Source organism: Mycobacterium sp. 1482292.6, from assembly GCF_001672995.1.
GTDB classification, from domain to species: domain Bacteria; phylum Actinomycetota; class Actinomycetes; order Mycobacteriales; family Mycobacteriaceae; genus Mycobacterium; species Mycobacterium europaeum_A.
The window spans coordinates 32,816-57,876 of record NZ_LZKV01000152.1 but is presented as its reverse complement, the minus strand read 5'-3'; the positions used below and the strand labels follow the sequence as shown (position 1 = coordinate 57,876).

Annotated in this window: 13 protein-coding genes; 5 read left to right on the top strand and 8 right to left on the bottom strand. The window is 66.3% G+C overall.

Annotated features, from left to right (window positions below; translation table 11 throughout):
• From A5624_RS15020 to malQ, 3 genes are all read left to right on the top strand, one after another.
• Entirely contained in the window at positions 1-717 is a 717-nt protein-coding gene (locus A5624_RS15020; RefSeq protein ID WP_066867453.1) for a tetratricopeptide repeat protein, read from the top strand.
• 17 nt (positions 718-734) lie between these two features.
• Entirely contained in the window at positions 735-1,502 is a 768-nt protein-coding gene (locus A5624_RS15015) for a mannan-binding family protein (protein WP_066867451.1), read from the top strand.
• 228 nt (positions 1,503-1,730) lie between these two features.
• Positions 1,731-3,737: a 4-alpha-glucanotransferase gene (gene malQ / locus A5624_RS15010; protein ID WP_066867449.1), complete on the top strand. Its 2,007-nt coding sequence runs from the start codon at positions 1,731-1,733 to the stop codon at positions 3,735-3,737.
• 30 nt (positions 3,738-3,767) lie between these two features.
• Here the strand turns inward: malQ and metH are convergent, their stop codons facing one another.
• Complete coding sequence (metH, locus tag A5624_RS15005) at positions 3,768-7,556, bottom strand: methionine synthase (RefSeq protein ID WP_066867447.1); 3,789 nt, start codon at positions 7,554-7,556, stop codon at positions 3,768-3,770.
• Between the two features lie 365 nt (positions 7,557-7,921).
• Between metH and A5624_RS15000 the strand changes: the two genes are divergently transcribed.
• Both A5624_RS15000 and A5624_RS14995 read left to right on the top strand, forming a co-directional pair.
• Positions 7,922-8,812 carry a PAC2 family protein gene (locus A5624_RS15000; RefSeq protein WP_197498159.1) on the top strand — a complete coding sequence of 297 codons (891 nt, stop codon included), beginning with the start codon at positions 7,922-7,924 and terminating at the stop codon, positions 8,810-8,812.
• A gap of 79 nt (positions 8,813-8,891) precedes the next feature.
• On the top strand, positions 8,892-10,373 hold the full coding sequence (locus tag A5624_RS14995) for an amino acid permease (RefSeq protein ID WP_066867443.1): 1,482 nt from the start codon (positions 8,892-8,894) through the stop codon (positions 10,371-10,373).
• Here the strand turns inward: A5624_RS14995 and A5624_RS14990 are convergent.
• The 7 genes from A5624_RS14990 to A5624_RS14960 all read right to left on the bottom strand — a co-directional run bounded on the left by A5624_RS14990 (position 10,370) and on the right by A5624_RS14960 (position 24,956).
• Positions 10,370-11,248, bottom strand: a complete 879-nt coding sequence (locus tag A5624_RS14990; RefSeq protein ID WP_066867513.1) for an SDR family oxidoreductase — start codon at positions 11,246-11,248, stop codon at positions 10,370-10,372. The genes A5624_RS14995 and A5624_RS14990 overlap by 4 nt on opposite strands.
• A 1,165-nt stretch (positions 11,249-12,413) precedes the next feature.
• Positions 12,414-14,153 (bottom strand): AMP-binding protein, encoded by a 1,740-nt coding sequence (locus A5624_RS14985; protein WP_066867510.1) that lies wholly within the window; start codon positions 14,151-14,153, stop codon positions 12,414-12,416.
• 2 nt (positions 14,154-14,155) lie between these two features.
• Complete coding sequence (locus tag A5624_RS14980; RefSeq protein ID WP_197499361.1) at positions 14,156-14,923, bottom strand: siderophore-interacting protein; 768 nt, start codon at positions 14,921-14,923, stop codon at positions 14,156-14,158.
• A gap of 16 nt (positions 14,924-14,939) precedes the next feature.
• Positions 14,940-15,278 (bottom strand): hemophore-related protein, encoded by a 339-nt coding sequence (locus A5624_RS14975; RefSeq protein ID WP_066867507.1) that lies wholly within the window; start codon positions 15,276-15,278, stop codon positions 14,940-14,942.
• 37 nt (positions 15,279-15,315) lie between these two features.
• Positions 15,316-16,593, bottom strand: coding sequence for a cytochrome P450 (locus tag A5624_RS14970; protein WP_066867439.1), 1,278 nt, complete (start codon positions 16,591-16,593; stop codon positions 15,316-15,318).
• Positions 16,594-16,606: 13 nt separating this feature from the next.
• On the bottom strand, positions 16,607-22,975 hold the full coding sequence (gene pks2, locus A5624_RS14965; protein ID WP_066867437.1) for a type I polyketide synthase: 6,369 nt from the start codon (positions 22,973-22,975) through the stop codon (positions 16,607-16,609).
• A 472-nt stretch (positions 22,976-23,447) separates the two neighbouring features.
• The gene (locus A5624_RS14960) at positions 23,448-24,956 is read right to left on the bottom strand and encodes an MFS transporter (RefSeq protein ID WP_066867436.1); all 1,509 of its coding nucleotides are present in this window, start codon (positions 24,954-24,956) and stop codon (positions 23,448-23,450) included.
• Positions 24,957-25,061 lie beyond the last annotated feature (105 nt).

The window sequence follows — 25,061 nt, the reverse complement described above, 5'->3', positions numbered from 1 at the left end:
ATGATCGTGGTCGTGACCACCAAGAAGAACCCGAAAGTCGACGCCGACACGGACACGGAAGTCGAAGCGGAAACGGGCGCCGAAACAGGGTCAGCCGCAGGCGAAGACACCGACGAGGCGCGCGCCGAGGAGTCCACCGACGAGGCCGACGGGCAGGCCGAGTCCGAGGACGAGGATGAGGACGAAGGTGGCCCGCTGCTCAAACGCAAGCGTCCCGACACCGAGCGCGCCCAGCGGCCCTGGCGGCGGTATCTGCGCCGCAGCGTGCTGCCGGTGTTACTCGTTGCCGCGCTTGGCGTTTCGGGGTTCCTCGGGTGGCGGCAGTGGCAGGACCATCAGCTGAAGGTGGCGGGCGAACAGGCCCAACAGGCGGCCATCGCCTATGCGCAGGTGCTGACGAGCATCGATTCGAACAAGGTGGACGACAACTTCAAGCAGGTGCTCGACGGCGCGACCGGCGAATTCAAGGACATGTACACCCAATCCAGCGTCAAGCTTCGGCAACTGCTGATCGACAACAAGGCGACCGCGCACGGCGTGGTGGTGGACTCGGCCATCCAGTCCGAAACGACCGACAAGGTCGTCGTGTTGCTGTTCATCGACCAGACCGTCACCAACACCGCCGCGCCCGACCCGCGCATCGACCGCAGCAGGATCAAGATGACCATGGAGAAGGTCGACGGTCGCTGGCGGGCAAGCAAAGTCCAACTCCTCTGAGTCGAGCGGAGCAACCCATGCTCAAGAGACTGGCGGCGGCGTTTGTATTGGTTACGGCCGCAACGATTCCCGGCGCGGCCACCACGCACGCGTCCGCGCCGTCGTTCTGCGGTGAGCTCGGCGGCAACTGGGACGGCCAGTACTGCCACACCGCGGTGACCTCGGAACGCAACGCCGTTCGCGACATCAAGGTCGCCGTGCCAGACGACCTGGTCGACAACCCGACCACCGGCCCGGCGATCCGTGACTACCTGCATACCCTGGTCAGCAACTGGAAGACCGCAAACGCCAGCATGGCCGCCGACAGCTACGGCGAGGAGAATTTCGAGGTCTTCCGGCACGGCAACCTGCTCAGCGCGGTGTTCCACGAGGACTATCACGCCGACGGGCCCAAACCCAACAACGCCTATCGGACATTCACCTTCGACATGGCAGCGGGCCGACGGGTGCAGCTCGCCGATCTGACCACGTCGAACCCGCTGACCGCGATTCCGCCGCTGGCTGCGCCGTTCATCGATACCGCACTCAATAAGGCTCCGCCACCGCATGATCCGGGCACCTACCCGTTCATCCTCGACCGTTGGACCCCCGACAAGGTCTACTCGGGCGCGTACAAGGCGTGGGCGCTGACGCCCGACGAGTTGATCATCTACATGCCCGACTATCCGGTCGGCCACGACGAGCCGATCAACTTCTCCCCCGGCCTGCCGCAGTGGTACATGGACGGGGGCACCGTCCAGGCGCACATCCCGCTGTCGGCGCTGGGTCCGGTGCTGCGCATCTGAACGGGGCCCTCGGTCCTGGCGCATCGGCTCCGCATGTGGCCGAGTCGTTTTCACTCCGGCGAATCGCGCGCCGCTTTCGGTTACTCACGACGCGGGCGGCCCGTGTAAGTCGGCCGCGGATGGGTACGTTCCGAAAGTGCGCCCGCCTCTTTGCTATCTGAGTACTTGCCCTGCTCGCAATCTCCAGCCGTCACCCACCCATCCCGCGTTGTCCGTGCGGACGATCTGATGGCCACACCCAAGCCGGTGCCCGAGGACCTGCGCCAGCTGGCCCAGGCCCATGGCGTGGCGACCTTTTACCGCAATGAGCGACGAGAACCGGTTGAGGTCGACGCCGACGTGGTGGTCCGCGTGCTCGGGTTGCTCGAGGTCGATGCCGCCAGCGAGTCCGATCGGCGTCGCGAATTGGCGAAGCTGGCCGAGCGCAAGCGCACTGGAGCCCTGGCACCGACGATCGCGATGCGACTGGACGGCCGGCCGCGGCCGTTTCCCGGAGCTGCGGCGCTGGTCGCCGAGGACGGCACCCGCGCCGACGTGCGCGACGAACTTCCCGGCGATCTGGCACCGGGCTGGTACCGCCTGCACACCGCGGACGGCCAGGAGGTCACCCTGGTCGCGGCCCCGCCGCGGGTGCCCCAGACGGCGGTGACCTGGGGATGGATGCTGCAGCTCTATGCGCTGCGCTCGGGCCGCTCCTGGGGCATCGGTGATCTGGGCGACCTGCGGGAGTTCATCGAGTGGACCGCGGCGACGCACGGCGCGGGCGCGGTACTGCTCAACCCGCTCAACGCCCCCGGCCCGACGCATCCGGTTCAGCCCTCGCCCTACACCCCGTCGAGTCGACGCTTCGCCAACCCGCTGGCCCTGCGCATCGAGGACCTCGACGCCTACCATCGAGCCGACCCGCAAACCCGCGCGGAAGTCGACGCCCTGCGCGTCTGGCCGGAGACCGAGCGGATCGACCACGACCTCGTCTGGGCCGCCAAGCGCGACGCGCTGGAGTTGCTGTGGCGCGCGGAGGATCGGCCCTGCCCACTGGACGAGTCCCCCTCCTCCGGGGCGCTGCGCGACTGGGCGACCTACTGCGCGCTGGCCGAGCGGTACGGCGGGCGCTGGCCGCGATGGCCCGAACCCCTGCGCGATGTCGACGGACCGGGGGTCACCCAGGCTCGCCGGGAATTGGCACCCAGGATCGCCTTTCACGCCTGGGTGCAGCAACGCTGTGCCGAACAGCTCGGCGAAGTCCGCACCGCCGCGCGACGAGCCGGCATGGCGCTGGGTGTATTGCACGACCTGCCGGTCGGCGTCGACTCCGACGGGGCCGACGCGTGGGCCCTGGCCGACATGCTGGCCACCGGAGTTCACGTCGGCGCTCCCCCGGACAATTTCACCCCGCGCGGTCAAGACTGGGGGCTGCCGCCCTGGCGGCCGGACCGGCTCGCCGCCACCGGGTACACCGCGCTGCGAGACATGCTGCGCGCCATACTTGTTCACGCCGACGGACTGCGGATCGACCACGTCGCGGGATTGTGGCGGTTGTGGTGGATACCGCCGGGCGAGTCGGCCGACCGGGGTACCTACGTGCACTACGACGCCGACGCCATGCTTGCCGTGCTCGCGCTGGAAGCCCAGCGGGCCGGCGCCACCGTGGTCGGCGAGGACCTGGGAACTGTCGAGCCCGAAGTCACGGAAGCGTTGGGCGACAACGGAATGCTGGGCTGCGCGGTGTCCTGGTTTACCCGCGACGAGTCCGCGCCCGGCCAACCCTTGCTTGCGTCGTCGCGGTGGCCGTCGCGGGCGGCCGCAAGCCTCTCCACCCATGACCTGCCCACTGCGGCCGGCTTTCTGCGCGGCGAACACGTGCGGGCGCGCGCCGAGCTCGACCTGCTTGACGACGTACCGGCGGAGCAGGCCTCGGCCGACAAGGAAAAGGCCGAGTGGCTGGCCCTGCTGCGTTCCGAAGGGCTGTTGCCCGACGACCCGGACGAGGACGACGGCCCGAACGAGAACGCCATCATCACCGCGATGCACCGGTTCTTGGCGGCCACGCCGAGCAAGTTGAAGCTGATCTCGCCCTACGACATCGTCGCCGAACCGCGACAACCGAATCTGCCCGGCACCATCGACGAATATCCGAACTGGCGGCTGCCGTTGCCCCAAACGCTGGAGCAGCTGCGCGAGGACCCGCGCGTCGCCGAGATCACCGCAATATTTCAGGCCGCCGCCGAGGGCTGAGCCCGCCGAGGACTCAGTCGTCCGAAGAGCTCAGTCCTCCGGGTTGTAACCGAGGTTGGGGGCGAGCCAGCGTTCGGCTTCGGCCAGGGTCCAGCCCTTGCGCTTCGCGTAGTCGGCGACCTGGTCCTGGGCCATCCGGCCGACCACGAAGTACTGCGACTGCGGGTGCGAGAAATACCAGCCGCTGACGGCGGCACCGGGCCACATGGCCATCGAATCGGTCAACTCGATGCCGGTCCGCTCCTTGACGTCCATCAATTTCCAGAGCGTCGCCTTCTCGGTGTGCTCCGGGCAGGCCGGGTAGCCGGGGGCGGGCCGGATGCCCCGGTACTTCTCGTCGATGAGCGCGTCGTTGTCCAGTTGCTCGTCCGGCTGGTATCCCCAGAACTCCTTGCGGACCCGTTGGTGCATGCGTTCGGCGAACGCCTCGGCCAGCCGGTCGGCGACCGACTCCAGCAGGATCGCGCTGTAGTCGTCGAGCGCCGCCTTGAACTCGGCGATCTTCTCCTGGCTGCCGAGCCCCGCGGTGACGGCGAAGGCGCCGATGTAGTCGGCCAGGCCGGTGTCCTTGGGCGCGACGTAGTCGCTCAGCGACCGGTTGGGGATTCCTTCCCGGTGCTCGCCCTGCTGGCGCAGGTTGTGCAAGGTGGTCAGCACCTCGGTGCGGGTGTCGTCGGTGTACACCTCGATGTCTTCCACCCCCGAGCCGACCGCGTTGGCGGGGAAGAACCCGATCACGCCGTTGGCGGTCAGCCACTTCTCCTTGATCAGGGTGTCGAGCATCTCCTGCACGTCGTCGTACAGCTTGCGAGCGGCCTCGCCCGAGGCCGGGTTGTTGAGGATGTCGGGGAATCTGCCCTTCATCTCCCAGGCGTTGAAGAACGGCTGCCAGTCGATGTACTCGCGCAGCTCCGCGAGGTCGTAGTCCTGAAATTCCCGTACTCCCGTACCTATTGCGGGCACCGGCGGCGTGTAGCCGTCCCAGTCGATCGGCGTCCGGTTGGCGCGGGCCTTCTCCAGTGTCAGCGTCGGCCGCTCGTTCTTCTGGGCGTGCCGTTCGCGCAGGGACGCGTAGTCCTTCTCGGTGGCCTCCAGCAGGGGACCCCGCTGCTTGGGGTCCAGCAGCGCGGCGGCGACCGGCACCGAGCGGGACGCGTCCTTGACCCAGACCACCGGACCGCTGCGCCGCGGCGAGATCTTCACGGCCGTGTGCGCGCGCGAGGTGGTCGCGCCGCCGATCAGCAGCGGGATCTCCAGGCCCTCGCGTTCCATCTCGACGGCGAAGTTGGCCATCTCGTCCAGGGACGGCGTGATCAGGCCCGACAGCCCGATGATGTCGGCGTCGTGCTCCTTGGCCGCGTCCAGGATTTTCTGGGCGGGCACCATCACCCCAAGGTCGATCACTTCAAAGTTGTTGCACTGCAGCACGACTCCGACGATGTTCTTGCCGATGTCGTGGACGTCGCCCTTCACCGTGGCCATCACGATAGTGCCGTTGGTGTCCTTGGCGGCAGCGGTACCGTTCTCTTCCTTCTCCTTCTCGATGAACGGCAGCAGGTACGCGACGGCCTTCTTCATCACCCGGGCCGACTTCACGACCTGGGGCAAAAACATCTTGCCGGAGCCGAACAGGTCACCGACGACGTTCATGCCGTCCATCAGCGGGCCCTCGATCACCTCGATCGGGCGGCCGCCCGCGGCGGCGATCTCGGCGCGCAACTCCTCGGTGTCGTCATCGACGTGGGCGTCGATGCCCTTGACCAGCGCGTGGGTGATCCGCTCCCGGACCGGCAGGCCGCGCCATTCGGCCGCCTTCGGGTCCTCACCCTTGTCCTTGCTGTTGAACCGCTCGGCGATTTCCAGCAGCCGTTCGGCCGCGTCCTCGCGACGGTTCAACACGACGTCCTCGATGCGGTCCCGCAGCTCGGGGTCGATCGAGTCGTAGGGCACCAGCGCACCGGCGTTGACGATGCCCATGTCCAGGCCGGCCTTGATGGCGTGGAACAGGAATACCGCGTGGATCGCCTCGCGGACGGGGTTGTTGCCGCGGAACGAGAACGACACGTTGGAGATGCCGCCGGAGATGTGCACCCCGGGCAGGTTCTCCTTGATCCAGGCGCAGGCCTCGATGAAGTCGATCCCGTAGGTCGCGTGCTCCTCGATGCCGGTCGCCAGCGCGAAGCAGTTCGGGTCGAAGATGATGTCCTCGGGCGGGAAGCCGACCTCTTCGGTCAGGATCCGGTAGGCGCGCCCGCAGATCTGTTTGCGGCGCTCCAGGTTGTCGGCCTGGCCCTGCTCGTCGAAGGCCATCACGACCACGGCGGCGCCGTACTTGCGGCACAGCCGCGCCTCGCGGATGAACTTCTCCTCGCCCTCTTTCATGGAGATCGAGTTGACGATCGGCTTGCCCTGCACGTTTTTCAGGCCGGCCTCGATGACCTCCCACTTGGACGAGTCGATCATCACCGGCACGCGGCTGATGTCCGGCTCGGCCGCGATCAGCTTGGTGAACCGGTCCATCGCGGCGACGCCGTCGATCATGCCCTCGTCCATGTTGATGTCGATGACCTGCGCGCCGGCCTCGACCTGCTGCAGCGCGACCGAGAGCGCGGTGTCGTAGTCCTCGGCCTTGATCAGGTTGCGGAACCGGGCGGAGCCGGTGATGTTGGTGCGCTCACCGATGTTCACGAACAGGGAGTCGTCGGTGATGTTGAGCGGCTCCAGGCCCGAAAGCCGGGTCGCCACTTCGATTTTCGGCACCTCCCGGGGTGGTTTGCCCTCGACGACCTTGGCGATCTCGGCGATGTGCGGCGGCGCGGTTCCGCAGCAGCCACCGACCAGGTTGACCAGGCCGGCGTCGGCGAAGTCGGCGATGTAGCCGGCCTGCCGCTGCGGGGTCTCGTCGTACTCGCCGAAGGCGTTGGGCAGGCCGGCGTTCGGGTAGCAGGAGACGAAGGTGTCGGCGATGCGCGACATCTCGGCGATGTAGGGCCGCATCTCGGGCGCGCCCAGCGCGCAGTTGAGCCCGACCGCGATCGGCTTCGCGTGCCTGATCGCGTTCCAGAAGGCCTCGGTGACCTGACCGGACAACGTCCGCCCGGACGCATCGGTGATGGTGCCCGAGATGATCAACGGCCAGCGGCGTCCCCGGTCCTCGAACAGGGTCTCGACCGCGAACACCGCCGCCTTGGCGTTCAGCGAGTCGAAGATCGTCTCGATGATCAGCAGGTCGGCGCCCCCGTCGACCAGGCCGTTGGCGGCCTCGAGGTAGGCGGCGACCAGCTGGTCGTAGGAGACGTTGCGGGCCCCGGGGTCGTTGACGTCCGGCGAGATCGACGCGGTCCGGGTGGTCGGCCCGATGGCGCCGGCGACGTAGCGGGGCTTGTCCGGGGTGCTGTACTCGTCGGCGGCCTTGCGAGCCAGGGCGGCGCCGGCGTAGTTCAGCTCGTAGGCCAGCTCCGCCATGTCGTAGTCCGAGAGGGAGATCGCGTTCGCGTTGAACGTGTTGGTCTCCAGGATGTCGGCGCCCGCCTCGAGATACTCGCGGTGGATCCCCTCGATGATCTGGGGCTGCGTCAGGTTGAGCAGGTCGTTGTTGCCCTGCAGCGCGGTCGGCCACTCCGTGAACCGGTCGCCGCGGTAGCCGGCCTCGTCCGGCCGGTCGCGCTGGATCGCGGTGCCCATCGCGCCGTCGATCACCACGATCCGCTGGCGCAGCGCCGCCGTCAGCTCGTCGGTGCAGTCGGGGCGGATGTTCGGCGCGAAGGTGTTCGGCGCGGAAGTCTGGGCCTCAACGGCGGTCACGTGCACTCCTTCCATAACGGAAGGCGTCCTTGACTCTGCCGAGCGTGGCGGATACCGGCAAAGACCCGTACCCGTTGCAACGCCTCTCGACCAGAAAAGTCTACGTCGTCACCCGATCGACGTCCGGACGCCCAACTCATCGCCGCTATCGACAGCTCGTGAAGTCTGCCTGCGACATAGTTGCCCAGGTTAACGAAATCGCAGCCGAACCTATTTCGTCTGGACCGCCAAGGATGTCAGTGTCGCAGCGGTGTCCCTTGGCGGCTGTCACGTCATAAGAATAGTCGTCCTATGCAAAGCCCCCGGTTGAACGTCAATCGGCCGACAATCCTTGGCCACCGCGCCCCGAACATCGGGCCGGAAGGCCGTACGCTAAATCTGTGACCCCGCCCGACGGCCCCCCCTTTGGCGAAACGGCATTGCCGGAACTGCACCACACCGTCGTCGTGGCCGCGTTCGAGGGTTGGAACGACGCCGGCGACGCGGCCAGCGACGCGCTCGAACACCTCGAGGCCATCTGGGAAGCGGACCCGATCTTGGAGATCGACGACGAGGCCTACTACGACTACCAGGTGAATCGCCCGGTGATTCGGCAGGTGGACGGGGTGACCCGCGAGCTGGTGTGGCCGGCGATGCGGATCTCGCACTGTCGCCCGCCGGGCAGCGACCGCGACGTCGTGCTGATGCACGGGGTGGAACCCAACATGCGCTGGCGGACCTTCTGCGCGGAGCTGGTGGCCATCGCCGACAAGCTCAACGTCGACACGGTGGTGATCCTGGGCGCCCTGCTGGCCGACACCCCGCACACCCGGCCGGTTCCGGTGTCGGGCGCGGCCTACTCCCCCGAGTCGGCGAAACGCTTCGGCCTCGAGGAAAGCCGCTACGAGGGGCCGACCGGCATCGCCGGGGTGTTCCAGGACTCCTGCGTGGCCGCCGGGATTCCCGCGGTGACGTTCTGGGCGGCGGTGCCGCACTACGTCTCGCAGCCGCCGAACCCGAAGGCCACGGTGGCCCTGCTGCGCCGCGTCGAGGACGTCCTCGACATCGAGGTGCCGCTGGCCGACCTGCCGACGGACGCCGAGGAATGGGAGCAGGCGGTCACCGAGATGACGGCCGAGGACGAGGACCTCGCCGAGTACGTGCTGTCGCTCGAGCAACGCGGCGACGCCGAGGTCGACATGAACGACGCCTTGGGCAAGATCGACGGCGACGCGCTGGCCGCCGAGTTCGAGCGTTACCTGCGCCGGCGTCGCCCCGGCTTCGGGCGCTGACGCTCACAGCGCTGTTGAACTTGCCGTCGGCCGATCAACTACGGAAGCATCGCGTCGCGACCTACCGATTGGACGTTTCATGGCCGCGTTGCCCGATGATGGCAACCCCGATCCCGTAGCCGGTTCAGCTCCTCTAGCCGGCCCAGATCCCGCAGCTGGCGCAGTCGGCGAAGACGCCGGCTACCGCAAGGGACTCAAGCCCCGCCAGGTGCAGATGATCGGCATCGGCGGCGCGATCGGCTCCGGGCTGTTCCTCGGGGCGGGCGGGCGGCTGGCCAAGGCGGGGCCCGGGATGTTCCTGATCTACGCCGTGTGCGGGGTCTTCGTCTTCCTCATCCTGCGAGCCCTGGGCGAGTTGGTCTTGCATCGGCCGTCGTCGGGCTCGTTCGTGTCGTATTCGCGAGAGTTCTTCGGCGAGAAGGCCGCCTACGCGATCGGCTGGATGTACTTCCTGGGCTGGTCGATGACGGCCATCGTCGACACCACCGCGATCGCCACCTACCTGCGGCGGTGGACGGCCTTCGAATCCATCCCCCAGTGGGTGTTGGCCCTGCTGGCCCTCGTCGTGGTGCTGTCGATGAACCTGATCTCGGTGGAGTGGTTCGGTGAGCTGGAATTCTGGGCGGCGCTGGTCAAGGTTCTCGCGCTGGTGGCCTTCCTGGCGGTCGGGATCGTCTTCCTGGCGGGCCGGTATCGGATCGGGGGCCACAGCACCGGACTGAGCCTGTGGACCAATCACGGCGGACTGTTTCCCTCCGGCGTGCTGGCGGTCCTGCTGACCACCTCGGGTGTCGTATTCGCCTATGCCGCCATCGAATTGGTGGGCACGGCCGCCGGGGAGACCGCCGAGCCGGAGCGGGTCATGCCCCGCGCGATCAACGCGGTGATCGCGCGGATCGCGATCTTTTACGTCGGGTCGGTGGCGCTGCTGGCATTGCTGCTGCCCTACACCTCCTACAAGGCCACCGAAAGTCCTTTCGTCACCTTCTTTTCCAAGATCGGCTTCCACGGCGCCGGCGACCTGATGAACATCGTGGTGCTCACCGCCGCCCTGTCGAGCCTGAACGCCGGGCTGTATTCCACCGGCCGCATCATGCACTCGATGGCGTCCAGCGGCAGCGGTCCCCGGTTCGCCACCCGGATGTCGAAGAACGGGGTGCCCTTCGTCGGCATCGCGATGGCGGCCGCCATCTGCCTGCTCGGCATCGGCCTGAACGCCGTCAACCCCGGCGAGGCCTTCGAGATCGTGCTCAACATCGTGGCGCCGGGAATCCTCGCGAGCTGGGCCACCATCGTGCTGTGTCAGCTGCGCTTCTACCGGCTGGCCAAGGCGGGGCAGGTAGAACGCCCGCAGTTCCGGATGCCGTGGGCCCCGTATTCCGGGTATCTCACCCTGGCATTTTTGGCCGCCGTCCTGGTCATGATGGCGTTCGATAAGGACACCGGCACCTGGACCATCGCGACGGTGGTGGTGGTCATTCCGGCGCTGAGCGCCGGATGGTTCCTGGTGCGCCGGCGGGTGGCGGCCGTCGCGTCGCAGCGCGCGGCCCCGACCGGCTAGGAGCTGCCGAGGTCGCGGTTGTAGGCGCTGGTGGAGCGGCCCAGCGCGGCGACTTGGGCGTCCAGCTGGGGCAGCAGCTCGGCGGTGGATTTGTGCAGGGGCATTTCGCCGACCGGACTGGACAGCACCGGCTTGACCCAACGGAACAGCGCCACCCAGCGTGGGCAGTAGACGCGGGTGCGCCGCCGCTCGATCCCCTTGACGAAGGCGGCCGCGCACTTGTCGACGGTCGTCGTCTTGCTCAATGGCCACGGGAAGCTGGCCAGCAGCTGGTTGAACGCCGGCAGGTCCGACTGGGTGTCGCGGACCAGGGCGGTGTTGATCCAGGACATGTGCGCCGAGCCGACCGTGACGCCCAGGTGGGCCACCTCCAGCCGCAGCGCGTTGGCCAGCAGTTCGACGCCGGCCTTAGACGCGTTGTACGGCGCCAGCCCGGGGCAGGCGGTGTAGGCGGCCAGCGACGACACGATGAGCACGTAGCCGCGGCGCTCGATCAACGCCGGCAACGTGGCGCGCACGGTGTGAAAGACGCCGAGCACATTGATGTCGAGCACCCGTTTGAACGCGTCGGGGTCGACCTGCAGCACCGATCCGTAGCTGGCGATGCCGGCGTTGGCCAGCACCACGTCGATGCCGCCGAATCGCTCGACGGCGCGGGCGGCGGCGGACTCCATCGCGGACAGGTCGCGCACGTCGGCGACGGCCGTCAACACCCGTTCTTCGCCGAGTTCGGCGGCCAGCGTTTTCAGGTCGGTTTCGTTGAGATCGGTCAGGACGAGCCTGGCGCCCCTGGCAGACAGCCGCCGAGCGGTCTCGGCCCCGATCCCCCGGGCACCGCCGGTGATGAAAACGACTTTGTCCTGCAGCGATGTCATGGTCGCCAACCTACCGTGCGGGCATTCGAGGGCATCGCCCGCGCGCGTGACCTCGGTTGACGCCGACAGCATTGCGGTGTCGAGCCACCGGTCTGCGCTGAATCAGCAGGCTGCTGAATTAGCCGAGAATGGCCCCTTGCACACCGCTGAAATTGACATTAGCGAAAGTGCCCAGCGTATATCTCCGGTCTTGCGAGTTCTGCGTGGTGCAATGTGTGCGTCTTTATCTACGCTCGTTCCGAACCCACTCTTGCCCGGAATGAATGCCCTGCGCTGGATCGGCCTCGGCGGGTGTTTTCTGTGTTAACAACACGCTAACTGGACGCTGCCACTACTCTATTTGGCTCGCACCTAGCCCGGCGAGACCAGCGCTGGCCATAGGCTCCGCAGCATGACACGCAATTGCGCATGTCGCCGGGGATCTCGCTGGATGACAATCGACAGCTCGATCCCACCGCCAGCAGCGCTAATAGACCGATTGCAAAGCAACGCCGAACGTTGTCGAAACAAAGTCGAATTCGACCATGACCGCTAAACCACCGGCGCGCGGCGGCTCCGCCAACCCAGCCGCCGCGCGCCGGACTACACCGCGGGCGCCGTGGCGGGGGCCTTGCAGCGGCGTTCTGCTGTCGGGGAACCGGTCCCCGTGTTGTGCACTGGCTATCCCGCTTTCAGCCGCGACTTTTGCGAGTTTGTCTGCTCCGAAGTTGCCGCCAACGACGGGTGTGCGACCGGGATCTCCCGGCTTTGCTCGAGTCGGCTCCAGCATCTGAAAGGGAGGGACGATGCACAGAAAATCGACTCCACCTGATTTTTCAATGTGGAAATTTGTGTCGCATGCCAGCTTGGGTGATCTGGAAACCTATCTCTGGCATCGTCAGGGCAGCAACGTATTCTGCTGGCGCCCGGTGGGAAAGTCTCGGGGTGCAGCGAAAAAGAAGGACGTCGAAGAATGACCAGCGGAACTGAGCTCATCCGCTAAAAGGCCAAGAAACAGCGGGGATCGCAGGTCTTTCGGTAGTGCGAGCGGACCCCACTAGAGCGTCTACGCGCCGCGACCAGGCGGTCTCGAAGCAGCGATGAGCATCAATCCGTGGGGTAATGACAATTTAGACTTTCGTCTTGGTCAAAAGCGCAACGCCCAGCGACCCGCCGGTGGTAGCGCCTAGCCGCGCAACCGGGCGAACTGACCTTGCCGGTACTGCTCGACGCAGGCCGAACGCCGCACCTTGCCACTCGTGGTGATCGGTATCGACCCCGGCGCCACCACAACCAGATCCGCGACGCCGAGGCCGTGCGAGTTGGAGACTGCCGAGGTCACTTCGCGCTCGACGACGGCGAGCTTGTTCGCCCCCTCTCCGTGGGGCGTGGGCTGGTTTTTGACTTCGGCGATCACGACAAGCTTTTCCATGCCCCCATGCGGGACCGCTATCGCCGCGCACCGGCCCCGGGTGATCTCCTGGACCGTCGCTTCGATGTCGTCGGGCGAGTGGTTACGCCCGTAGACGATCAGCAGATCCTTGATGCGGCCGATGATGAACAGCTCGCCTTCGAAGATGAACCCCGAGTCGCCGGTTCGCAGCCACGGCGCTTCGGGTGTGCCGTCCGACGCAGCGACCAGCCGATCGCCGAACGTGCGTTCGGTCTCCTGGGGCTTTCGCCAGTAGCCCAAGGCGACGTTGCCACCGTGCATCCAGATCTCGCCCACGGTGCCCTGGGGACACTCGATCCTGGTGTCGGGGTCGACAACGCGGATCATCGGTGACCGCGGCGCCCCGTAGCTGATCAGTGGTGTACCGGTGGGGCTTTCGCAGCGGTCCGCGCTGCCGGCGGCCAGCTTCTCGGGATCGAAGTGCACCATTTTGGGCGGCTGTGCCGGTGTGCGAGTCAACGCGTACACCGTCGCCTCGGCGAGCCCATAGCTTGGCCGTACCGCGTTGTCGGGCAGATTGAACCGCGCGAACCGATCGATGAAACGCCGCAGCGTCGCAGGATGCACGCGCTCACTACCGTTGAGGATGACCAGCACCTCGCCTAGATCCAGTCCGGCCAGGTCCTCGTCCGACGTCTTGCGTGCCGCCAATTCGAACGCGAAGTTCGGCGCCGCCGAAAACGCGTGACTTTCCTTGGCCAGCAACTGCATCCACCGGGCCGGTCGCTGCAGAAACGACACCGGACTGGTCAGCACGGTGCGAATTCCGCCCAGCACCGGCGCGCACACTCCCAGTATCAAACCCATGTCGTGGTAAAACGGCAGCCACGACACAATGGTCGTGTCCGGCGGCGCGACGCCGCCGTGGTCCGCGCAGAAGTCGGACATGATCTGCCGGAAATTGGCCAGCAAATTGCCTTGAGAGACCATGACCCCGGCCGGCTGCCGGGTGGATCCGGACGTGTATTGCAAATACGCCAGCTCTGAATGATTCTGGCGCGCGGGGCCGTATCCTGTCCGGGCGTCCAGGTCCAGCAGGTCAACCTCTACGACGGATGGAACTAATCCGCCGGATTGCGACTGGACATACCCGGCAACGGTTTCCGCGGCCGGGGACGTTGTGAGGATGACGGTTGGCGACGCGTCGCGCAGCACCGAACTGACGCGTTCATCGCTGACGCCACCTAACGGCACTGAAAGCGGAACCGCGATCTGACCCGCCTGCAATGCACCGAGAAACGCCACAATGTAATCCAGCCCCTGCGGGGCCATGATCACGGCGCGGTCACCCGCCGACCCGCAATCATGAAGCCGCCGCGCAAGGTTGCGCGTTCGCCGATGCAGCTGCGACCACGTCAGGCTTTCAGCAACGCCGTTCCAGTCCTGCTCGTAGTCGACGAAGGTGAATGCCGTGTCGTCGGGCTGCAAGCTGGCGCGTTCGCACAGCAGGTCTGACATAGGCGTCTCAACCATCATCACTCCATTCCGCTACGGCCGGGGGTCCAAAAGGGCTTCGTGCGTATCTGCCGTCGATCCCAGCCACGTTCGGTGATCAATATTTTGCGCAGCGTTTGTATGGTGCGGGCCTCGCCGGCGAGGTAGGCGACGCCGGGATAGTCGGGCAGCGGCAGGCTGCGCAGGGCGTCGGCGAGCACGGCAGAGTTCGCGGCCGGTGCGCCACCGCGCTCGACCCGGGTCAGGGGTGTGGCCAGGGGCAGGTGATCGGTGTCGGTCACGGCCTCAATCGCTCCGTAGACCTCGGCGGTTGGGGGCAGGGATCGAAGCATCGCGGCGAACGCGACCGAGGCGGTTTCCTCGCCGGCGAACAGGTGGTAGGGCGCGTCCCGGCGGATGGCGAACTTGCCCTGGGGCCGGGTGAAATGGACGCCGTCTCCGACCGAGGTGGACAGCGCCCAGCGCTTGGCGGGTGTCGCGCCCTGCCGGCCACCGTCGTGGTCGACCATCACGATGTCGAGTGCGCCGAGGGCGGGATCGGCGTCGTAGATCGAATACGTGCGCAGCACGGGGTATGGGTGCAGCCGCAGCACGGCGTCACGCAGACTCTCGACCTGCAGCCGGACATGCTGACCTGGCGTCCAGGTCAGTCCCCGCAGGCGCGGGCCGCTGAACCGGATGCGGCGCATTCTCGGTGTCAGCCTTTCGATCTCGCTGACCGTCGCCGAAAGAAACACTGCGTCGCGCAGGGTGCTGATGACGGGAAAATTTTCGACGAGGGTAGCCACGAAGAACTCCAACTGCTCAGTAGTTGTTGCAGGTGGCGAAGACCCGCTGGACAAGTCCGAACTGCTCGTCAGCCCCCGGCTGGCTCGCCAGCATCTGGGCCATCTGCTGGCGTTGACTCGGCGGCGCGGCCAGGAACTGCCGCAAAAACGAGCCGCTCTCCGGCGAAGCGTTGAATTGTTCGGCCGCTTGGGGATCCGCCGCCTGCAGCGCCGACATCACCTGACCGTAATTGCAGGTGGTGTTGACGAACGGGCTGAGATCCCGATCGGCCGACGCGAGCCCGGCCCCAGCGGTCAACGACAGTGCCAGGCCGCAGATCCCGACGGCGAACCTAGTCAACGATACCGTCCTCATTTTTGACATCTCCAACTAATCGTCGCGATGGACCGGTTCACCGAACCGGCGTGAACTCGAGGTGTAATTCCTTGAGGCGCCTGAACAATGGGGTGCGGTCCCATTTCAGCCGACGAGCGCCTGCCGGGCCGTGTTCGGCCTCTGAAAGCCGGATGTCGGCCATTCGGTTAAGGATGCGTTCCAAGCTCACCCGCACTTCGGCGCGAGCAATCGGGGCGCCCGGACACGTGTGGATACCACGGCCGAATGCCATGTGGTGCAATATGTTCGGGCGGCCCAGGCGGAACTCGTCGGGGTCGTCGAACCGCCGTGGGTCGCGGTTTGCCGCACCGTTCATCACCAGCACGCTGGTGCCGGCTTGCACATCGATGTCGCCGATCCTGGTGGTGCGACGCGCCAGACGGAAATTCGTTTTGATCGGGCTTTCGATGCGCAGCATCTCCTCGATGAAGGCGCTGATCTTTGAATTGTCCTCGCGCAGTTGCTCTTGCAAGTCCGGTCGCTCCGCCAGCGTCAGCATCGAGAGACTCAGCAGATCGATCGTCGTGCCGTGGCCGGCGGCGAACATGAAGGTGGCAACGCGGGCAACATCAAGCGCGTCAGGTGTCGTGCCATCGGGAAACTTTGCCAGCGCAAGCTCGGTCAGGACATCGTCACGCGGCTCGCGCCGCCGCTCCTCGATGTACTCGACGAACCACTCCTCTTTCACGCCGACGAAACCACTGCGGTCACCCTCGAGGCGGCTGGCATACGCAGCGCGGCGGAATCGCTCACGGTCGGCCTCGGGCACGTCGAGCAGGTCGGTAATCGCGTCGAGCGTGAATGGAAAATTGTAGTCAATGACCATCTCGCACTTGCCGTGGGCGAGGAACCGGTTGAGTTGCTCGTCGGCAAGACGCCACAGGAAGTCCTCGTTGTTCTTGAGCTGCTTCGGCGTAAACAACCGGCTCAACAGCGAGCGGTGGGCCGTGTGCTTCGGAGGATCAAACGTCAGGAAGTAGTCGCCGAACGTCACCCCCTGGCGGTGCCGCTCAATCAGATCCGAAATGTCGTCGCTGTCGGTTTTGGTCGGAATCCCCGACCATGGGCCGCTGACGATATTGCAGACCGAGAAGGCCTGTTCGGGGTCGCGTTGCACCGCCAAGGCCTCGTCATACCCCGACACCATCACCACACCGTGCGCAGGCTCACGCCACACCGGGCACCGCCGGATCGCATCGTAGTAGTCGTATGGGTCATCGACGAGCGACTTCTCGGTGAAGAAGTCGAGGTTTTCGGGAGTGGACTTTCGGCTGACCATGTAGTCAGATGTCATTTTTCAAACCCTCTCAGCTTGAGGCGGCGTCCGCGGGAACCAGCTTGTCGCGCAGCAATTCGGCCAAGCCGCGGATCGTGCCAATCTTTGCGATGTCGGCGGGCGTCACCCGTACGCCCGTTTCGGTCTGGATGCGGGTAAGCAGTTCGAGACCACCCAGCGAGTCGAGCCCGTACTCGGAAAGCGGACGGTCGGGATCGACGTTGCGACGCAGGATCAGGCTGACCTGGTCAGAGATCAGGCGCCGCAGCCGGGTAGGCCATTCGTCCGGGGCCAGCTCATTGAGCTCGGCACGCAGTTTGCTTGTGCCCGTTGAACCTTGTCCGTCGGAGCGGAAAGCTTCGGCGAACGGACTGCGCTCGGCGAAAGCGGCCAACCACGGTGTGTTCGTCAACGGGGCATAGCCCGTGCAGGCACGGTCGTGGCGCAGCAGCGCATCGAACGCATAAGCGCCTTCGTCGGGAGCGATCGCGGCGTCGGCGCCTTCGGCCAAGGCGGTGCCACGTCCAATCTGCCCCCACGCGCCCCATGCGATCGCGGTGGCGGGCAGACCCCGAGCCCGCCGCCAGCGGGTGAAGGCGTCCAGCCAGCTGTTTGCCGCGGCGTACGCACCCTGTCCGGGTGACCCCACCAGCGCGGCGGCCGAGGAGAACGAGCAGAACCAGTCCAACGGCTGCGAAGCGGTGGCGGTGTGCAGATTCCACGCCCCATAAACCTTTGGTGCCCAGTCATGTTCGATGAGATCATCCGTGATGTTGGTCAGCGTGGCATCCTCGATCACCGCCGCCAGATGCAGCACACCGCGCACCGGAAGCCCGGTGGCGGTTGCCGCGGCCACCAACCGCTGAGCCGTCCCAGCCTCGGCTATGTCGCCGCACTCGACGACGACATCGGCACCCGTCCCGCGGATGCGTTCGATCATCGCCCGCGCCTCGGGATTTGGCTGTGAACGCGAGGACAACACGATACGCCCGCAGCCGGCCTCCGAACCAGGCGAAGCCATCTTGTCGGCCAAAAACAGCCCCAGGCCGCCCAGTCCACCGGTGACAATGTAGGCGCCGTCGCTGCGGAAGACCCCGACCTGCGCCGGCGGCACCATCACGCGGCTGCGGCCGGTATGCGGGATATCGAGCACGAGTTTGCCGGTGTGTTGCGCGCCGCTCATCACCCGAATCGCCGTGGCGGCATCGGCAAGCGCGTAGTGCCTGGCTTCAGGCATCGGCAACTCACCGTCCGCGGTGAGCCGGTACACCGTGTTCAGCAAGTCACGCAGCCGGTCCGGATGACTGAACGACATCAACGCCAGGTCGAGGGCGTAGAACGTCAGGTTGCGCCGGAACGGGAAGAGCCCCAATCGGGTATCGCCGTAGATGTCGCGTTTGCCGATCTCGACGAATCGCCCACCGAACGCGAGCAATTCGACGCCCGCGCGCTGGGCGGGCCCGATGACCGAGTTGAGCACGATATCCACGCCATACCCGTCGGTGTCCCGGCGTATCAGGTCGGCGAACTCTACGCTCCGCGAATCATAAACATGCTCAATTCCCATGTCGCGCAATAATTGTCGACGTTGCTCGCTGCCGGCTGTGGCGAATATCTCGGCGTCCGCAGCCCGCGCGATGGCGATCGCCGCCTGTCCGACCCCACCGGTCGCGGAGTGGATCAGCACCCGATCACCGGCACTGATTCGGGCCAGCTCGTGCAGGCCGTAATAGGCGGTGGCGTGCGCGGTGGTCACCGCCGCGGCCTGGTGATCGGTCAGGCCGACCGGCAGCGTGACAGCCAGGCGCGCGTCGCAGGTGAGGAAGTTACCCCAACAACCATTGGCGCTCAGTCCCCCAACATGATCGCCCACCTTGTGGCCGGTCACGTCCGGCCCGACGGCGGTCACCACGCCGGCGAAGTCGGTGCCCAGCTGCGGCAGCCGCCCCTCGAAGGCGGGGTAACGGCCGAACGCAACGAGCACGTCGGCAAAGTTGATGCTGGACGCGCTGACCGCTACCTCGATCTGTCCTGGTCCGGGTGGAATACGGTCGCTGGCAACGAGTTCGAGTGACTCCAGATCACCCGGCGTACGGATCTGCAGGCGTATCCCGTCCCGCTCGCGGTCTGCGACGGCGGTTTGCCGCTCCTCGGGGAGCAGTGGGGCGGGGCACAATCGCGCGGTGTACCACGCGCCATTCCGCCAGGCGGTCTCGTCCTCCTCCAACCCGCCGAGAAGTTGGCGAGCCAGCTGGTCGGCGTCGGTGGTCTCGTCGACGTCGATCTGGCTGGCGCCCAGGTGTGGGTGCTCCATGCCGATCACCCGCACCAGGCCCCGCAGCCCGGCCTGCTCGAGGTTGGGCACGTCGTTGGACACCACGGTTTGGGCGTTGCGGGTCACGACATATAAGCGCGGCGGTTCGCCCGGAAGATCCGCCAACTCACGGGCAATGCGCACCAGATGTTGCACATAGTCCCGGCCCAGCTGCGCACTCCGCTCGTCGGGGTCGCCGTTTTTCGGTCCGGTGAGGATCGCCACACCGGTGAATTCACCGGCACGCAAACGGTTTCCAAGCTGGTCGGAGTTGGAGGTGTGGTCGGCCTGCTGCGGCCAGGACATGGTGGTGCACTGCACCCCATGGTTCTTCAGCGCGTCGGCCAATGTGCTGGCCACCACGTCGGCGGTGGCGCTGGTGCCGATCAGCAGCCAGCTTCCGGCGTCGGTGTGGTCCAGCTCGGGCAATTCTCGTTGCCGCCATTCGATGGTCAACAGCCGCTCGGCCAGCAGCCGATCGTCATTGCCGCTCCCCGACGCGCTGGTGCCCACCCGCAGCCCCTGCACGGTGACCAGGACCGCCCCCTGCTCGTCGAGCAGGTCGATGTCGGCCTCGACCCCGGAGGTATCGGCTTTCGTCACCCGTGTGTAGCAGTAATGGACGTTGCGGGCAGCGCTGTAGGCGCGCAGGAGGCGAATACCCAATACCAATCCGAGCGCGCCTTCGCCCAGGGCCTGAACGTCCGGAAGAGCCTCCACGGACTGAAAACACGCATCCAGCAGTGCGGGATGCACGCCGTAAGCCGCTTGCTGCGAGCGGATTTGGCGGGGTAGCGCCACCTCGGCCAGCACGGTGCCCGTCGCCCCACCGCCGGTGTGCACGGCGCCGAGACCGGCGAACGCGGGACCGTAGTGGACGCCCCGCTCGTCCATGCGCTTGCGCACTTCTGCGCCGTCGTCACAACCCGGATGCGCCGCAAGTAGTGCGGACATGTCGTGCGCAAGTGGCTGCTCGTCCTCCGCGACGTGGAGGACGGCGGAAGCATGCCGCGCCTTTTCGGCGCCCTGATGTGACTCCACGGTGAAGTCGACAACGCCAGGCGAGGACAACGACCCCGAGGCGCCGATCGTGGTCAGCTCCTCCAGCAGGAGCGCCTGCTCGAAGCGGATGTCACGAACCTCAGCCGCCTCGCCCAGCACGGTACGCGCCGCCGCCAGCGCCATCTCGCAGTAAGCGGCTCCCGGCAGCATGGGCACGTCCCGAAGCCGGTGGTCCGCGAGCCAGGGGTGGGCGGCGGTGCCGACCTCGGCCTGCCAGACGTGGCGTTCCGGTTCCTCGTCCAAGCGCACATGCGAGCCCAGCAGGGGGTGCACTGCGACGGTGCAACCACCATGTGTCGGGGATTCCTGGCCCCCGCCGCTCAACCACAGCCGCCGGTGCGTCCACGTCGGCAGCGGTGCATCGACCAGCCGCCCGCTCGGGTAGAGCACCGAGAAATCGACCGCCGCGCCCGCGGTGTGCAGGTCCGCCACAAATCCACGCAGGCCGTGCGGAAGCTTCTGTTCGCGGCGCATACCGGCCAGAGCGGCCATGGGCATCTCGCGGTTGCGGGCGGTCTGCTCGAGGGCGCGGACAAGTAGCGGGTGTGGCGACAGCTCGGCAAAGACCCGGTAGCCGTCCTCGAGAGCTGCCTGCACTGCCGTGGCGAACCGCACCATACGGCGCATGTTGTTCGCCCAATAGCGGGCATCGCACACCGGCTGCTCCCGCGGATCGAACAGGGTCGCCGAGTAGAAGGGCACTTGCGGTGTCATCGGGCTGATGTCGGCGAGCACGTCGATCAATTCGTCCATGATCGGATCGACCTGAGGCGAATGGAAGGCGACATCGGTGGGAACCTCGCGCGCCATCACGTCGCGCTGCTCCCAGGCCGCGACCAGGTCGTGAACCGTTTGCGCGGCGCCGGCGATCACCGTGGACTGCGGCGAGGCCACGACCGCCACCACGACATCGTTGATACCGCGTGCCGTCAGTTCCGAAAGCACCTGCTGCGCAGGCAATTCCACCGAAGCCGTGGCACCGGCACCGGCCACGCGAGTCATCAGGCGCGAGCGCCGGCAGATCACGCGCACCCCGTCTTCCAGCGACAACGCGCCCGCGGCGACAGCTGCCGCGGCCTCACCGAGAGAGTGCCCGATGACCGCCCCCGGGCGCACCCCGTAGGCCTTCATCGTGGCGGCCAGGGCGACCTGCATGGTGAACAGCGTCGGTTGGACCCGGTCTTGACCGGTCACGGTCTGCGGCGCCGAGATCGCGTTGGTCACCGAGAATCCGGACTCCCGGGCGATCAGCGGCTCGGCTTGCGCGACGGTGGCGGCGAACACCGGTTCGTTCGCCAACAGGTCGGCGCCCATCGCCGCCCATTGCGAACCCTGCCCGGAAAACACCCATACCGGTCCGCGGTCGTCCTGTCCGACCGCGGCCGGATACGGAGTGTCGCCGTCGGCAATCTCGCGCAGGGCCTCTACGAGTTCGCTCCGGTTGCCGGCTATGGCGGCGGTGCGTACCGGGCGGTGCGCGCGCCGACGTGCCAGGGTATAGGCAAGGTCGGGCAACGCCAGGTCGTCATGTGCTCGCACCCAATCGGCCAGCCGGCCGGCAGTGCGGCGCAGTTCGTCGGCCGAGGTGGACGACAGTGGAAACAGCAGAGACGCCGTCGTCGAAGCCTCGGGTGAGACACCCTCGGACACAGCGGCTTCGAGAACCTGCTCAGGTGCTTGTTCCACGATGGCGTGCACGTTGGTTCCCGACAGCCCATACGACGAGACCGCCGCCCGCCGCGGGTGATGGCCGTTCGTGACCCACCGTGTATTTTCCTGCGGCACAAACAGCTTCGTATCTATTCGGGCAAGATCATCGGGTAGCCGGGTGAAGTGCAGATTCCGGGGAACCACACCGTGTTGCAGGGCGAGGATGGCCTTTAGCAGCCCGAGCGCTCCGGAGGCCGCTTGGGTATGCCCGAAATTGGTCTTCACCGACGCCAGCGCGCAGGGGCCGTCGACGCCATAGACGTTGGCCAGACTGGCGTATTCGATCGGGTCACCCACCGGGGTGCCGGGGCCGTGCGCCTCGACCATGCCGACCGTGCGGGCGTCCACACCCGCGGCGGCTAACGCCGCCTGATACACGGCTGTCTGGGCGGTCTCCGATGGTGTCGCGATGTTCACGGTGTGCCCGTCCTGGTTAGCAGCGGTCCCGCGCAGCACCGCCAGGATTCGGTCCCCGTCGCGTTGCGCGTCAGTCAACCGCTTGAGCAGCACCATGACGCTGCCCTCCCCGCCCACGAACCCGTCCGCCGCGACGTCGAAGGCGTGGCAGCATCCGGTCGGCGACAGCATGCCCTCGGCCGACCCGGCGGAGAATTTCCGCGGATCCAACGCCAGCGTGGCCCCGCCGGCAAGCGCGAGGTCGGTTTCACGCTCGTGCAGGCTGCGGCAGGCCAGGTGTATCGCCGTCAGGCCGGAAGAACACGCCGTGTCCACCGTCAATGCGGGACCGTGGACCCCCAAGGCGTAGGCGATGCGCCCGGACGCCAGGCTGAAGCTGTTGCCGGAGAAGCCATATGCCCCCTCCACGGAGTGCGCGTCGGCGGCCAGCAATTGGTAGTCGCCATGCGTCAACCCCAGGAACACACCGGTCAGTGAGTCAGCGATGCGCTCCCTCGTGAGACCGGCGTGTTCCATGGCCTCCCACGAGGTCTCCAGCAGCAACCGGTGTTGCGGATCCATCGCGGTCGCTTCTCGCTCGTTGATCCCGAAGAACTCGGAATCGAAACCGGCGACGTCGTCGATGAAGGCGCCCCACCGCGATACCGACCGGCCCGGCACACCGGGTTCCGGGTCGTAGTACTCGTCGGCGTCCCAGCGGTCGGGCGGTATTTCGGTGACCAGGTCATCGCCGCGTAACAACGCTTCCCACAACTGATCCGGCGAGTCGATGCCGCCGGGAAGCCGACACGCCATGCCGATCACCGCAACAGGAGTGACAGGCGTCGTGGCCATAGGGGCGGAGTAATCGGTCGAAGGCGAGCGCTGCATGGCGTCGTCGATCAGTTGGGCAGTCATTTCGCCTCCTTGCGGCAGCGACCGAGTGGCTTGTCAGTCGCGAGGGTGCCGTCGGTTGTGTAGTAGAACGGGGTGATACTCACCGGTCCTCCATGATTTCGCTTTGGCATGAGCCGAATGGGTCGGTGCACTCGCTGCAACCGACCGTGCGCGCTAGGGCTGGGCCCGGAAAGGGCCTCGACGAAGTGCATGCCCCGAGCGTCGTGGCTTTCAATCCTGTTGTCAGGCTTATCAAGTCGGTAGCGTAGTCAGGACCCGCACATAGAGTGGTGGACGCAAGGCGACAGAGTGGTGGCTCCGGTACCGGCAATAAATAACGCTACCGAAAATGAGTCTTTTGGCACGGATTAGATTCCGCGACAGCACTTTTCGTCGACCTACGGGAGTTGGGTATTACGCGGCGGGCCGCCGGAGAGAACTGTACCGCGACCGTGCCGCTCGGCGTCCAGTAGACGTAGCCGACGACGACCAGCTAAAGCTCCCCGGCGTCGATGGCTTCCTTGACTTCCTGCGCGCGGGCTACCTGCGCGGCGGTGTACCCGATTAGCAGCGCCACCCCACCCAGTAGCACGACCACTCCGGCCAACCACAACAGGCCGTAGGTGTAGCCGCGGTCCAGCGCATGCAACTGGGCGGCGTTCATGAACTTCACCGGCCGGAGGGTGCCGCCGAGGTGCAGCGTGCGCGACGTGATGGCGACCTGGATGACGACCAGCACCAGCGGTCCACCCAAGGTCTGCAGCATCATCGAAATCGCCGAGGTGGGCCCGATCCGGTCCGAATCGACGGAGGCGATCACCGATAGCGTGAGCGAGACGAAGACCGCCCCGATACCGATAGCGCCAATGATGAGCGGCAACACAAGATTCGGGAAGTACGGCGTGCCCCGGTTGAAGGTCGAGCCGTACAGCGCCGCGCCCAGAATCAGGCCGCCGCTGGCGATTACCACCACCCGGGGCGGGAACCACATCACCAGCTTCGACGCCACGGCCACCCCGATGGCCATCGCGATGCCGAACGGGACGAAGGCGATGCCGGCGCGCAGCGGGCTGTAGCCCATGATGGTCTGCACATACAGGCCGACCACCACAGTCAGGGTGAAAAATATCCCACCGGCAAGGAACATGGATGCGAATGTGGCCAGCCGGTTGCGGTCGAGGAACAGGCTGAACGGCACGAGGGGGTTCTCGGCCCTGCGCTCGACGACGAGGAACGCCACGAAAGCGGCCAGAGCCACCACGCCCGAACCGAGCGTGACGGCCGATAGCCACCCCTTCTCCGGGCCGATCGAGAGGCCGAACACTGCGGCGGTACAGGTGAAGGTGGCCAGCACAGCCCCCGCGCTGTCGAGCTTCATCCGCTCCTTCTGGGTCTCCTGCAACGTGTTGACGGCGAGGTAAATCACGGCCAGACCGATCGGCACGTTCACCAAAAACGCCAGGCGCCAGGACATGTCGGTGAGTGCCCCGCCCACCACCAGGCCCAGCACCCCACCGAGACCAGACGTTGCGCCGAACACCGCCGTCGCAAAGTTACGTTCCGGTCCCGTCGGGAACGTGGTCGCTATTAGCGCCAGAATCGTCGGTGTGGTGATTGCGGCGGCCCCGCCGTGCAGCAGCCGTGCCGATATCAACACGCCCCCGTCCCAGGCGACGCCGCACAGCATCGAGGCGAAAGTGAACAGCGCGACCCCGACGATGAAAGCACGTTTGCGGCCGATAGCGTCACCCAGGCGGCCGCCCAGCAGCATCAAACCGCCAAAGGTCAGCATGTAGGCGGTGATCACCCAACTCCGCGCGGCATCCGATAAGCCGAGCTCGTTCTGGATCCTGGGAAGCGCAAAGATCGCGACGGGGCCGTCCATCGACACCATCAGCTGTATGCCGCCGATCGCAACAACTACGGCGACGAACCGGCGAGACCGCAACAAAGCCGGAATGCGCCGCTTCGTATGGTGCAATGTGGTCGGTTCGACGGACATTAGGAACCGCTATTTCGCCGCGTCGCCATAGCGCCAAATGCGCGTTCGAAGAGCGAATCCCTGCGTCTGGGTATCACTCACCACAACGCGACCACACCGACCCTT

Bases quoted from the DNA above. Each gene is read 5' to 3' on its own strand.
- A5624_RS14985 (WP_066867510.1), bottom strand. From the start codon at position 14,153: ATGGTTGAGACGCCTATGTCAGACCTGCTGTGCGAACGCGCCAGCTTG.
- A5624_RS15015 (WP_066867451.1), top strand. From the start codon at position 735: ATGCTCAAGAGACTGGCGGCGGCGTTTGTATTGGTTACGGCCGCAACG.
- A5624_RS14990 (WP_066867513.1), bottom strand. From the start codon at position 11,248: ATGACATCGCTGCAGGACAAAGTCGTTTTCATCACCGGCGGTGCCCGG.
- A5624_RS14975 (WP_066867507.1), bottom strand. From the start codon at position 15,278: ATGAGGACGGTATCGTTGACTAGGTTCGCCGTCGGGATCTGCGGCCTG.
- A5624_RS14970 (WP_066867439.1), bottom strand. From the start codon at position 16,593: ATGACATCTGACTACATGGTCAGCCGAAAGTCCACTCCCGAAAACCTC.
- pks2 (WP_066867437.1), bottom strand. From the start codon at position 22,975: ATGACTGCCCAACTGATCGACGACGCCATGCAGCGCTCGCCTTCGACC.
- A5624_RS15020 (WP_066867453.1), top strand. From the start codon at position 1: ATGATCGTGGTCGTGACCACCAAGAAGAACCCGAAAGTCGACGCCGAC.
- A5624_RS14995 (WP_066867443.1), top strand. From the start codon at position 8,892: ATGGCCGCGTTGCCCGATGATGGCAACCCCGATCCCGTAGCCGGTTCA.
- A5624_RS14960 (WP_066867436.1), bottom strand. From the start codon at position 24,956: ATGTCCGTCGAACCGACCACATTGCACCATACGAAGCGGCGCATTCCG.
- metH (WP_066867447.1), bottom strand. From the start codon at position 7,556: ATGGAAGGAGTGCACGTGACCGCCGTTGAGGCCCAGACTTCCGCGCCG.
- malQ (WP_066867449.1), top strand. From the start codon at position 1,731: ATGGCCACACCCAAGCCGGTGCCCGAGGACCTGCGCCAGCTGGCCCAG.